Origin of the sequence: Paenibacillus amylolyticus (genome assembly GCF_047302515.1) — a bacterium.
Lineage (GTDB): Bacteria > Bacillota > Bacilli > Paenibacillales > Paenibacillaceae > Paenibacillus > Paenibacillus amylolyticus_G.
In genome coordinates this window covers 5,175,280-5,187,404 of the sequence record NZ_CP168019.1, presented here as the reverse complement: position 1 = coordinate 5,187,404, position 12,125 = coordinate 5,175,280, and the positions used below count along the sequence as shown (strand labels likewise).

10 protein-coding genes are annotated in these 12,125 nt (G+C 48.0%); all 10 read left to right on the top strand.

From position 1 onward, the window contains the following. The first annotated feature begins 60 nt into the window (after window positions 1-60). The 10 genes from ACDJ59_RS22550 (at window position 61) to ACDJ59_RS22505 (ending at window position 12,118) form a co-directional block, all read left to right on the top strand. On the top strand, window positions 61-924 hold the full coding sequence (locus ACDJ59_RS22550; protein WP_197997992.1) for an inositol monophosphatase family protein: 864 nt from the start codon (window positions 61-63) through the stop codon (window positions 922-924). A 24-nt stretch (window positions 925-948) separates the two neighbouring features. After that, entirely contained in the window at window positions 949-1,239 is a 291-nt protein-coding gene (locus ACDJ59_RS22545; protein ID WP_413405941.1) for a hypothetical protein, read from the top strand. A gap of 387 nt (window positions 1,240-1,626) precedes the next feature. After that, a complete protein-coding gene (locus ACDJ59_RS22540) occupies window positions 1,627-2,949 on the top strand; it encodes a stalk domain-containing protein (protein WP_413405939.1) in 1,323 nt (440 codons plus the stop codon). Window positions 2,950-3,199: 250 nt separating this feature from the next. Continuing rightward, entirely contained in the window at window positions 3,200-4,987 is a 1,788-nt protein-coding gene (locus ACDJ59_RS22535) for a histidine kinase (RefSeq protein ID WP_413405937.1), read from the top strand. Then, window positions 4,962-6,515 carry a response regulator transcription factor gene (locus ACDJ59_RS22530; RefSeq protein WP_413405935.1) on the top strand — a complete coding sequence of 518 codons (1,554 nt, stop codon included), beginning with the start codon at window positions 4,962-4,964 and terminating at the stop codon, window positions 6,513-6,515. The genes ACDJ59_RS22535 and ACDJ59_RS22530 overlap by 26 nt, the downstream gene beginning before the upstream one ends. Window positions 6,516-6,735: 220 nt before the next feature. Then, on the top strand, window positions 6,736-8,019 hold the full coding sequence (locus tag ACDJ59_RS22525) for an ABC transporter substrate-binding protein (protein WP_413405933.1): 1,284 nt from the start codon (window positions 6,736-6,738) through the stop codon (window positions 8,017-8,019). A gap of 139 nt (window positions 8,020-8,158) precedes the next feature. After that, complete coding sequence (locus tag ACDJ59_RS22520) at window positions 8,159-9,061, top strand: carbohydrate ABC transporter permease (RefSeq protein ID WP_047841423.1); 903 nt, start codon at window positions 8,159-8,161, stop codon at window positions 9,059-9,061. A 2-nt stretch (window positions 9,062-9,063) separates the two neighbouring features. Continuing rightward, window positions 9,064-9,903, top strand: a complete 840-nt coding sequence (locus ACDJ59_RS22515) for a carbohydrate ABC transporter permease (protein ID WP_017690747.1) — start codon at window positions 9,064-9,066, stop codon at window positions 9,901-9,903. Between the two features lie 105 nt (window positions 9,904-10,008). After that, window positions 10,009-11,217, top strand: coding sequence for a rhamnogalacturonan acetylesterase (locus tag ACDJ59_RS22510; RefSeq protein ID WP_413409888.1), 1,209 nt, complete (start codon window positions 10,009-10,011; stop codon window positions 11,215-11,217). A 484-nt stretch (window positions 11,218-11,701) separates the two neighbouring features. Next, window positions 11,702-12,118: a sensory rhodopsin transducer gene (locus ACDJ59_RS22505; protein ID WP_413405930.1), complete on the top strand. Its 417-nt coding sequence runs from the start codon at window positions 11,702-11,704 to the stop codon at window positions 12,116-12,118. The last annotated feature ends 7 nt before the right edge of the window (window positions 12,119-12,125 follow it).

Sequence of the window (12,125 nt, the reverse complement as noted above, 5' to 3'; positions counted from 1 at the left end):
TATACTTTTAACAAGTATTTCAACTTTTCGTAGATTGATATAGAAAGTAGAGTGAACGCTTTGAATGAGAAGGAAAAGACACCTTATGTCGTGACAAGCAAAAGCTATACTGCCGTTGCCATTAATGCAGCTTCCAAAGCTGGCGAATGGATCAAAAGCCGTCTTGGGACGGTAGCTGAACTTGGTACCAAATATTCACCCCAAGATCTGGTGACTGAAGTGGATAAAGGAGCGGAGCAGATGATCCGCCGCCTGATTCTCACGCATTTTCCCCACCATGCCATTCTGGGTGAAGAAGGCGTCGAACCGGGACCGGAAGCTTCGGCAAAAGCACTGAAAGAGGCCGAGGAAGAAGAGTTCCTCTGGATTGTTGATCCTGTGGACGGAACGACGAACTTTGTACACGGATTCCCGTTTTATTCGGTGTCCATCGCATTGGCTCACAATGGTGAAGTCATTGTCGGCGTGATCTACGACCCTTCCCGTGATGAAATGTTTGTTGCGGAAAAAGGTAAAGGAGCATATGTTCACGGAAACCGGATGCTTGTATCTGGTGAACAAGAACTGGCTCAGAGCCTGATTGCGGTTGGATTCCCGGCAGACACAACCTTTGCGTTGCCACTGAATATGGCCGCTGTGCAGGCGCTTGCTCCGCAAGTGCGCAACTTGCGTGCAGGCGGATCTGCCGCTCTTCATCTGGCATATGTTGCTGCAGGACGTCTCAGCGCCTACACCGAAGTTGGATTGAAACCGTGGGATATAGCTGCAGGTGCGCTGCTGGTTGAAGAATCCGGCGGTAAGGTGACCGATACCATCGGAACGCCTTATCAACTGTCTGTGAATCATGTCGTTGCCAGCAATGGCAAAATCCATGATGCACTGACGGATGTGTTGAAGGAAGCGAAGGCTACCGGCTTGGAATGAAATTCATTATAAGGAGCGAAAACAATGGATGAATCCAAAGAACTGGAACGACGGCTCAGTGATATGCTGACGGAAGGGGACATGGAAGAGTCCGGCGACACCGATCAGCGTGAACGCCAGCTGATTCCTCCCAAATATGAAGTGCGAATCCAGACAGAACGTGATCCAATTGTCGAGGAAACGTTAAAGTATCGGAAGATGGCACTTGAAGTGGACGATCGTTATGATCGGTATCTGGAGCGAGCTACCGGGAATAAACCGGAGAGCGACACGGGTCATTCGAACTCTGAGGACTCGAATAAGCCGCAATCTTAACTAATCACTGAACGTCATAGCTGTGCTTCACCAATAACAGGCTCCCCATCAGGGAGTCTGTTATTTCATGTGTGCTCTCAGTGGAGAGGACAACGCCTACTTTAAAATGATAGAATAGAGTAACACGAACCTATGTCATTGGAATGACCAATGTACTATATATTAGTGAGGTTGTTCAAAAAGTCCGCTTTTGATTACGAAGGATGCCTAACGGCATCATCAGCATCGAATATGGAATTCAGCCGAAATGTCCGTTGCTCACGTAGTTTTCCTACGCTCCGCTACTCCATTTCTAGCTTCATCCCATCTTCTCGGTACTGAAAACCGACCTTTTTGAACACGTACATTTAGTGTAATTATAGATTTGCGAGAAGGAGTGTTACCTGAATGAAGCGTAAACGTATATGGGAAAATACAGCTGCCGGTTTAACGGTAAGCATGTTGGCAGGAATGCTGTTCTTTACATCATCTGCATTGCCTGCACACGCGGCTGACACCAAAACCGGTGTATTGCCAGCGGGTACAAACGAGACTTCGCTGACAGCGAAGAAAGATGCAGTAGCCGTAACTAAGGAGTTCCGCATCGTCACATTGGGAGATTCCATAACGGTAGGTTATGAGCCCAACACAAAAGAATTGCCTTATGGTTATGTAGAACGTCTGCATGAGCAAGGTTTGCTGCATGGCCGTACACAGGTGGACAACTACGGGATTGCCGGATTGAAAACAAGTGGCCTGAAGAACTTCACTACTGCAATTAAGGATGGCAAAACGCTGACTTCTGAAGCCATTCAACCAAGTCTTCCTGATCCAAGAGCGGGACAGATCGGAGCCAATACTGCTGCAATCCGTGAGAGTGTAGCACAGGCCAATCTGGTTGCAATTACCATTGGGGGAAATGATGTATCTGAGCTTCTCGGTACAGCAGACAAACTGAGTGATCAGGAACTGCAAGCCAAGGTAAAAGAATTACTCGCAACATATACAGCCAATGTAAGTGCAACGATTAATGATATCCATGAAATTAATCCGACAGCTACAATTGTCATCGCTGACCAGTATCAACCGATGCCGGAAGTAGCAGGCAAGGCACTCTATGCCAAACTGATGGAGGCATCCCAAGGTTTCACACAGACCATTGATGGCATTGCAGCACAATTCACTGCTCAGGGTACCGATGTCAAAGTCGCACACGTGGCCAAGGAGTTTGTTGGTGGTGAAGGAACGATGACACATATGATCAAAGATCGTGATTTCCACCCGAACCAATTTGGATATGCGGCCATTGCCGAAGTATTTGCCAAAACGATCTGGGGCGACTACACCAAGCTGACTGCACCTGCGACAGGTGAGCCGATGAATATTATTGTGAGTGGCAAAACATTAAATACACCGTACAAACCGATTATCCGTAACGGCAAAAACTTTGTGGCGATTCAAGACATCGTGAACGCTGTAGGTGCTACTACGGTGTGGGATAACAAAACTTCAACCGCAACCATTACATATGGAGATCGAAAGGTTGCTGTGAAGATTGGTGCCAATGCTGTGAAGGTAAATGGAGCATCGGTCACTGTGGATACACCTGCATTCCTGAATAAGGTAGGCAAAGAGTCCAAAACATATGTACCACTTGCCATGGTGGCTGAAGGTCTTGGCTTTGATGTGCAATATGTAGCGAAGCTGAAAACTGTTTTTGTTAATCCGTAAATTGTATTTCATACTTTAACATGATGTTATTCAACGGCCAGAATACCTTGATCTGTTCAAGGTATTCTGGCTGTTTTGTGTTCTTTTTGAGTTGCTGACACAGATGTATACCTTCTCTAATGACCTGAAATGTTGCATAAATATATCTTGTCAGATGACCAATGGATGTGTAAATATGAAAATAACTTACAATAAAACCACTAATGCATAGCATGTCAGGCACCCCTCGCAAGCCAAAGGAGCGCTTAGGATGAACAAAATTAAGAACGCTTTCACAACACTGCCGATTCATCACAAAACGATTCTTCTCATCGGAATTTTGATGTTAATCAGCTTTACGTTTTATGCGTCCGTACTCCGATATGTGTTCAGTATCTATGACCGTCAGATCTATGAGAAATCCTCGCAGGTCCTCAATATGTCTTCAGTAGGCATTGAGAATCAACTACGTGAAGTTTCCAATCTCTCCTTCAAGGTGATGTCAGACGAGCCGCTTCAACAATATTTGCTTCAACTTGAAAAGGCCGAGACGGGATATGAGAGAAATGGTCTGCGCAAGAAAATTACCAACCGATTGGTTGCTTATGCGGGTTCTGAGAAATACGTCTATTCCATGCTATTTATCGATAATGATAATAACGTCATGGCTGCAGGGAACCGGGAAGGCATTTCGGAGTCGAAGCAAAGGGAATTGGTATCGCTGGGGGATCAATATACAGGCTCCAATGTCTGGCACACAAGCGGGGATAAACAAGCCAGGCTTTTATCTGTACGACAGGTGAAATCTTTTACTGGGGGCGCATTTACACTGGATAAGCTTGGGACTCTAATTATCCGAGTGCGTCTGGACCGAATCGTACAGGATCAGATGCAGGAACCCGCAGAGGACTCACAGTTATTGATTTCGGATGGAAAAGAAGTAATCTATCCAACCGAGTCTTCGGTAAGTGAAGCTGAGATTGAGTCGGAACTGAAGCGTACCCAACCCTATGGAATTGCCATGTTTGAGCAGGGCAGACACTTTGTAGCCCGTGCCAATTCTTCCTACACAGACTGGACGTATCTGTACACAACACCTTTTGACCAGATGTTTAAAAAAATTCAGTTTGTTAAACAGTTGGTCACGGTTATTTTTATCATGATTTTTCTGGCGGCACTCATCATTGGAGCAAAGTTCTCCCGCAGCATTACCCATCCGATTGCGCAGCTGATCAAGAAGATGCGTAATATCGAAAAAGGTGATCTGGATAAACTAGAGGAGGCTGCTCTCGGCAATGTTCCGATGTCTCCACAAAATGAGGTTGGGCTGCTGCATCGCACATTCAAGATGATGCTTCAGCGGATTCGTGAATTAATTGATGAAAATTATGCGAAGCAACTGGTGATTCGTGAGACTGAACTGAAAGCGCTTCAAGCACAGATTAATCCTCATTTCCTATACAACACGCTTGAATCAATTAACTGGATGGCCAAAGTACAGAAACAACGTCAGATCTCGGAAATGGTTGAGGCGCTTGGATTCCTGCTGCGCAGCTCTGTGAATATGACGGAGAAGTGGATCACGCTGGAAAGAGAGCTGGACATTGTCCGCAGTTACGTGACGATTCAGCGCACGCGTTTTGAGGAAAGACTGGATTTCGACATGGAAATTGCCCCAGAGGTAGGAACGGCACGGATACCGAAGTTAACATTACAGCCATTGGTGGAGAACGCGATACATTATGCACTCGAACCAAGTATTGACCCTTGCCGGATCCGTATTCGGGCGAGAGCAGATGGAGATAGGGTGATTATTGAAGTCGAGGACGACGGTCCGGGGATGACACCGGAATTCCTGGAACAACTGCACGAAGGACGTATTCAGACAAGAGGACAGGGCATTGGGTTATCTAACATCCAGGAACGAATCAGACTGACCTTCGGTGATGAAGGTGGAATGGTGATGAGCAGCAAGCCCGGATCAGGAACTGTAGTATCGATCAGCATACCTTGGATCAGAGAGGACGATGACGATGTACAAAGTGATGCTCGTAGATGATGAACGTGTCATTCTGGAGGGGATTTCCCAAGTGGTCGATTGGGCCGCGGCAGGAACGGAATTGGTGGGTACGGCGAGGAACGGGATTGAAGCATTGGACAAAATCGGGCAGTCGAGACCCGATATTATTATTACAGATATTTCCATGCCAGGTCTGGATGGTCTCGGACTCATAGAGAAGGCATCCGAAGCATACCCGGGAGTACGTTTCATTATGTTATCCGGCTACAAGGAGTTCGAATATGCTCGCAGAGCGATGCAATATGGTGTGAAGCATTATTTGCTCAAACCCTGCAACGAGAATCAGATACATGATGCGTTAACTGAACTGTTGCAGGAACATCAAGATGCTCAGGTGAAGGAGCATGTTGCCGGTGAGATGAAACAGCGATTGCAGCGTGTCCTTCCGCATGTGAAGGAGCAATTTCTGCTGGAGTTCATGACCAACCGCACCTATGGGCCGGTTGATCTGGAGTATTATCAGGAGCTGTTTGATCTGGAGCTTGAAGAGAACGCGGTTCGGTTACTGCTGTTCCGAATTGTGGATGAACATGATTACAGTCACTTATTTGCGATCAAAAACATTGCCAGTGACCTGCTCCCACATGTCCTGTTAAGCACAACCATTGAAGGCAAACTCCTCATTCTACTCGCGGATTCAGCTGATCCGGCCGGACTGAAAGAAAGTATTGAAGAGGTTCGGGCTGCATTTACCAGACTATATAAATTGGAAGTGACCGCTGCGCTGAGTGAAGCAGATCGAATGATTCAGTCCCGGCGGTTGTTTCGTGAGGCATTGCAGTATCTGAACCATCGCTTCTTTATCGGTGAAGGCAAGCTGATCACGAAGAATGATCTGGTACTGGCGGGAGAATGCGACGGCGTGCACGTGGAACAGGATGCGGAGCAACTGTGTCAGTTGATCAAATCGGGCAATACCGAAGAAACAGCGGTAGAGGTGGAGCGTCTGTTTGATCTATTATCACGTCAGCAGCTGGAAATCGAGGTGACTCGCTCTTACGTAGTACAGCTATACTCGGCGATGGTTCATGTCTGTCCACCTGAGGAGGCAACGGAATTCACCCAGCGTATGGCAGAACTGCCTCATATCGATACGTTATCTGGTTTGAAGTCTTTTGTTGCAAGCAGTACAGCCCGGTTAACTTCCGGTTATTACAAAAACCATATCAGTCGCCAGTCTTCTGCCGTGGAGAAGATGATGGATATTGTGGATCGGCATTATGGAGAGGCGGATCTCTCGCTCAATGGGGTCGCGCATCAGATGTTGTATATGAATCCGGATTACCTGGGCAAGATTTTCAAAAAAGTCACAGGCGAGAATTTCTCCAACTACGTGAATCGCCTGCGCATTGAACGCGCATGTGACCATATTCGCAGAGGTGGGGATGTGAAAGTATTCGAGCTTGCTGAATTGTTCGGATTCGGCGGGAATTCGCAATATTTCAGTCAGGTGTTCAAAAAGTGGACCGGTATGACACCTACGGAATTCCGCAGGATCGGCATATAACAGTGGACTACCAATCATGTGATTCATGTCTGGGGAGGACGAACAGCGCCGAGAGGAGGCTGTTGTCCTCCTCTGTTTTTTGAACCAACAAGACGGTTTTGTGTATTCAACTCTGGTCGTACATTTGCGAAAATGACATTAACAAGTTTGTGAAAGCGTTATCAGTAACGAAGGGATAACTCGTTCACACAACCATATCAACATAAAAGGGGAGATTGGCATGGTGAAAAAGGCAATATTCCTGATGATGGCTGCTTTGCTCGTGTTTACAGCGGCATGTAGCTCAGGTGGAGGAACTGAAGGAGCATCTGGAGATGACTCAGTTACCCTGCGGATCGCTTGGTGGGGCTCGGATGCAAGGCATGAATATACACAGAAGGTCATCGACCTGTACAAAACGAAAAACCCGAATGTCAAAATCGACGTGGAATATGCTTCATTTGATGACTACTGGAAAAAGCTCGCGCCACAAGCAGCGGCAAATCAGTTGCCTGACATCGTTCAGATGGATATTTCCTACATCAGCCAATATGCACAGAATGGTCAGCTTGAGGATCTTGCTCCATATCTGGGCAATCAGATCAAAGTAGACGATGTGTCCGAGAACGTTATTAGCACAGGTGTAATTAACGGTAAACAATACGGCGTACCTGCCGGTGTTAACGTTCTGGGCTTCCAATATGACCCTGCTTTGCTTCAAAAAGCGGGAGCGGAAGCTATGCCTGAAAATATGACATGGGAATCATACGAAGCACTGGGTAAACAAGCCGCAGAGAAAGGCCTGTATTTGGATGGAGGGGTAGCTCCTGATATCTTCTTCCATTACTTCCTGCGTACCAAAGGACATTCGCTTTACAATGCAGAAGGAACTGGTCTTGGTTATGATGATGACCAATTGTTTGTGGAATTCTTCGGGCTTATGCGCCGCATGATTGAACAGGACGCAGCGCCTACACCGGATATAGCCAACCAAACCAAGGGCATTATCGAAGAATCGGATCTGGTGAAGGGTAAGGGCGTTGGCATCTGGCAATGGTCCAACCAGTTTGTAGCCGTACAGCAAGTAGCTGACCGTCCACTGGAGTTCGCTCCTATGCCTGGACCGGACATGGAGAAGGGTCTCTACATGCAGCCAAGTATGTATTGGGGTGTAACATCGAACTCCAAAGTGAAGGAAGAAGCAGCGAAATTCATTGATTTCTGGGTGAATGACGTGGAAGCCAACAAACTGATCAAAGGTGAGCGCGGTGTACCAATTTCCGGAGCAATCAAAGAAGCAATCGCACCTGAGCTGAGTGATGCAACAAAACAGGTCTTTGAATTCGTAGCAGCCATGGAGCCTAAGGCTTCCCCAATGAGCCCTCCGCCACCGGTTGGTTCACCAGAAGTAATCTCATCGCTGGCAGATGTGGTTGAAGAGTTGAACTTTGGTAAGATCACAGCCGAACAAGCAGCAGAAACATTCCGCAAGAACGCCGAATCTGTACTTGCGAACAATAAATAACAGTTGAATGATGGCTTGCTCGTCCCACTTCAGGGATGGTCGGGAATGGGGCTACTCGCGAATGCGAGGGCCTTTCCCCGTCCAGATGACCGAAGCCAGGATGAGGGAGCAAGCTGATCCATGAAGGAGGTTCGTTCCATTGAGGCAGTATTCGTCGTTACGTAGAAACTTAACTGGATATGCGTTCATAAGCCCGTTTATTATTGGATTCCTGGGCTTCACACTCATCCCCATGTTTGTGTCCTTATATATGTCGTTCACGAGTTATAACTTGTTCACTTCTCCGCGGTGGATTGGGCTTGATAACTACACCAAAATGTTTTTTGATGACCCGAAATATTGGAACTCGGTCAAAGTTACGTTTCTGTATGTATTCATTGGGGTACCGTTAAGGTTGATCTTTGCCCTCTTCGTAGCGATGGTCCTGAACACTGGCTCTCGTATGATTGGAACGTACCGGACGCTGTATTACCTGCCATCCATTATCGGTGGTAGTGTGGCTGTATCCATTATGTGGCGGAACCTCTTCAGTAATGAGGGTGTTATCAATAGCGCTCTAACGGCAATTGGGATCGGGCCTATCAGCTGGTTTGGTGACCCGAATGCGTCCCTCGTTATGCTCATCTCACTGTCTGTGTGGCAGTTTGGTTCGTCCATGCTGATCTTCCTGGCTGGTCTCAAAAATATCCCCACTGAGATGTACGAGGCAGCAGGTGTGGATGGTGCGAATCCTATACGGAAATTTTTCAGCATCACCTTGCCACTGCTTAGCCCGATCGTCCTGTTCAATATGATTATGCAGACGATTGGAGCATTCATGACGTTTGTACCTGCCTATATTATCTCCAAAGGCGAAGGCGGTCCAATGGACGGTACGATGCTGTACTCCCTGTATCTGTTCCGTCAGGCGTTTATGTTTAACAACATGGGTTATGCTTCGGCAATGGCCTGGATCATGCTCATCATGATTGGTATACTCACGGTAGCTGTATTCCTGACATCCAAGTACTGGGTGTTCTACGAATCTGAAGGAGGGAAGTAACGATGGTTTGGAGAAATGTGAAATGGCCCATTTATCACCTGTTCGTTGCAGCTCTTGCCCTCCTGATGCTCTATCCCGTCCTATGGATGCTATTCAGTTCCTTCAAGGAAAGCCGTACGATTTTCGTCACAGCGGATACCCTGTTTCCTGCGGAGTGGATCTGGAGCAACTATGTGGATGGCTGGAAAGGCACAGCTGGAAGACCGTTTATGGATTACATCACCAACTCACTTGTAATCGTGGTTATTTCCACTATCGGTGCCGTAATATCGTCATCGCTGATCGCTTTCGGTTTTGCCAGACTTAACTTCAAGGGACGTACATTCTGGTTCTCCTTGATGATGTTAACACTGATGTTGCCACATGATGTGGTATTGGTTCCTCAATACATTATCTTCACGAAGCTGGGTTGGCTGAACACAATTCTTCCAATCGTTGTCCCTACATTCTTCGGAATGCCGTTTTTCATCTTCCTGATGGTACAGTTCATTCGAACGATTCCGAAGGAGCTGGATGAGGCTGCAACCATCGATGGATGTAATAAATTCAGACTGTATATCCAGATTATTATGCCGCTCATCAAGTCTTCTCTGGCGACTGCAGCCATCTTCTCCTTCTACTGGAGATGGGAGGATCTGCTCGGTCCGGTATTGTACCTGAACTCGCCTGATAAATACACCGTGTCGATGGCGCTGAAAATGTTCCTCGATAGCGAATCTGCTTCCAACTGGGGCGCAATGTTCGCCATGTCCATCGTCAGTCTGGTTCCGGTTGTAGCTGTGTTCTTCATCTTCCAGAAACAAATTGTTCAAGGGATGAGCACCAGCGGATTGAAAGGATAAGCCAGATTACTGTATCTTCGCATCTTCGCCCGAATGAATGTTTACGAAAGTTAACCAAGGAGGTTATCGCTTTTGAATAAAGCTCAGGGTAGTCAGGCCGTTGTCATGGGGGCAGCGGCAGAGGGCCAGGCAGTGTCTGTGACCAGCTGGAAGTTTAACTTTGGACCGGACTCGGGAAGAGCAGATGAGACAGGGGATTATCTGAAAGTAACTGCAACAACCGCATATGAGGAACGCGGAGGATACGGATTCGAGGCAGGATCTCTGGTGTATGAGAAACAACGCATCGGAGATGACGATGTGCCGGATCCCACGAAACAACATCATAACAATTCGGGGCAGACAACCATGTCTGCCCGATTGCGTTCAGGCTTCTGTATTCCGCTCAAAGCATCGTTCATCGTGGATGTTCCCGACGGAACCTACCAAGTATTACTCGTTGCAGGTGATGAATTGGCTGAGACAGTGACCCGCGTGAAAGCTGGTGAAGGCAGGCTGGTACTGCCAACCATTCGCACACTTCCCGGACAATACGCAGAGGTTAGATTCTCGGTTGTTGTTCGCGGCGGCAGACTTCGTCTGTCATTCTCCGGTCCCGCGCCAAGAATCAATGCGTTAGAGATTACCCTTGTGAATCAGACCATGACCGTATTTCTTGCCGGGGATTCAACCGTAACGGATCAGTCGGAAAGTGGGTATCCGTATTGCGGTTGGGGCCAGTTATTGCCAGCACAATTCAAACATGATGTGGCAGTAGATAATCACGCCCAGTCAGGCCGAAGTTCCCGCAGTTTTATCAATGAAGGCAGACTCAGCACCATTATGGAACGAATCAAGCCTGAAGATTTTCTGTTTATGCAATTTGGACATAACGATGAGAAGCCGGACCCTGAACGTGGGACGGACCCATTCACAACATATAAGGAATATTTGAAAAAGTATATCGATTCTGCACGCGAAGCCAAGGCTCGTCCAGTGCTCGTCACCCCGGTGCATCGTCGCTATTTTGCAGATGATGGCACATTGACCGATACGCACGGCGATTATATCATCGCCGTGCGTGAGCTTGCAGAGGAGGAAGATGTTCCGCTGATCGATCTGGCTGAGCGCAGCCGTCTTCTGTTCGAGCAGGCAGGCGTTGAAGGCACCAAGGAAGACTTTATGTGGGTACTGCCAGGCGAGTATGTGAACTTCCCCTCAGGCGTGGAGGATAACACGCATTTTCAGGAACGAGGCGCCCGCCGCCTTGCCCAGCAGGTGGCAGAAGCCATCCGCGAGTTGCAGTTGCAACCGTTGCAGATGTATCTGCGGTAGGTGAGTAATCGTAGCAGTTGTAGAAGGACATGTTTTTACTACTCTAGGAGATAAGCTACCGCAGGATTTTAAGTCCTGTGCGTCTGTATTTAAGCGAAGCGAGTTAAACGAAGTAACGAGCCAGCAAAAGTTGCCCAGCGAATAGCGAAGGCAATAATCTTTTAAATCAGTCCGGCGAGCGTAGCAGCGGAGGAGGGCGGAATCGGGTAGAGGGAGCGAAGCGTTCGCCTTTGGAGCGGGATTTCCCCTGCTGAGGGGAAATGAATAGAAATCCCGAGCCAACAGCGGCCCACAGCCCGATCCGCCCGCCGAAGCGGCTGCCCCGCGAGCCCACGGGTTTTAAGAGTTGCCCCCGCGAATGAGCCAAAGAAATCCCGAGCCAACAGCGGCCCACAGCCCGATCCGCCCTCCGAAGCGACTGCCCCGCGAGCCCCCGAATTTTTAACCTATATTGCACTCTTAAAAAAAAGGAGGAGGTATTTCAATGACACCTGACCAGACAGAATCAGCCACATCTGCAAGTAAGAATGTTTCAGCAGCTACAGGTCACACCTACTGGGTCATTCCGGATGGTTACATTCCCCTGGAGAGCCGGGGCACATTGGAGAGTCATGAGAGCATATGTGTACTGAACACCAGTGCCACGGATGCGGAGCTGCACATCACGATTTATTTTGAAGACAGAGAACCACTCGAAGGTATTGTCGCCGAAGTGCCAGCGAGAAGGACGAAGCATATTCGGACTGCATCGCTACGATCCGGGGAGCAGTCTATTCCGCCGGGCGTGCCTTATGCGATTACGGTTTCGAGCAATATCCCCGTTATCGTCCAGTACAGTCGTTTGGACACGACCCAGCCTGAATTGGCTTTGATGAGTGTCATGGCGTATCCATTAGGATAACTTCCCC

Excerpts from the sequence above, each read along its gene's own strand:
- ACDJ59_RS22545 (WP_413405941.1), top strand. The coding sequence starts at position 949 with ATGGATGAATCCAAAGAACTGGAACGACGGCTCAGTGATATGCTGACG.
- ACDJ59_RS22540 (WP_413405939.1), top strand. The coding sequence starts at position 1,627 with ATGAAGCGTAAACGTATATGGGAAAATACAGCTGCCGGTTTAACGGTA.
- ACDJ59_RS22535 (WP_413405937.1), top strand. The coding sequence starts at position 3,200 with ATGAACAAAATTAAGAACGCTTTCACAACACTGCCGATTCATCACAAA.
- ACDJ59_RS22530 (WP_413405935.1), top strand. The coding sequence starts at position 4,962 with ATGTACAAAGTGATGCTCGTAGATGATGAACGTGTCATTCTGGAGGGG.
- ACDJ59_RS22525 (WP_413405933.1), top strand. The coding sequence starts at position 6,736 with ATGGTGAAAAAGGCAATATTCCTGATGATGGCTGCTTTGCTCGTGTTT.
- ACDJ59_RS22515 (WP_017690747.1), top strand. The coding sequence starts at position 9,064 with ATGGTTTGGAGAAATGTGAAATGGCCCATTTATCACCTGTTCGTTGCA.
- ACDJ59_RS22510 (WP_413409888.1), top strand. The coding sequence starts at position 10,009 with ATGGGGGCAGCGGCAGAGGGCCAGGCAGTGTCTGTGACCAGCTGGAAG.
- ACDJ59_RS22505 (WP_413405930.1), top strand. The coding sequence starts at position 11,702 with ATGACACCTGACCAGACAGAATCAGCCACATCTGCAAGTAAGAATGTT.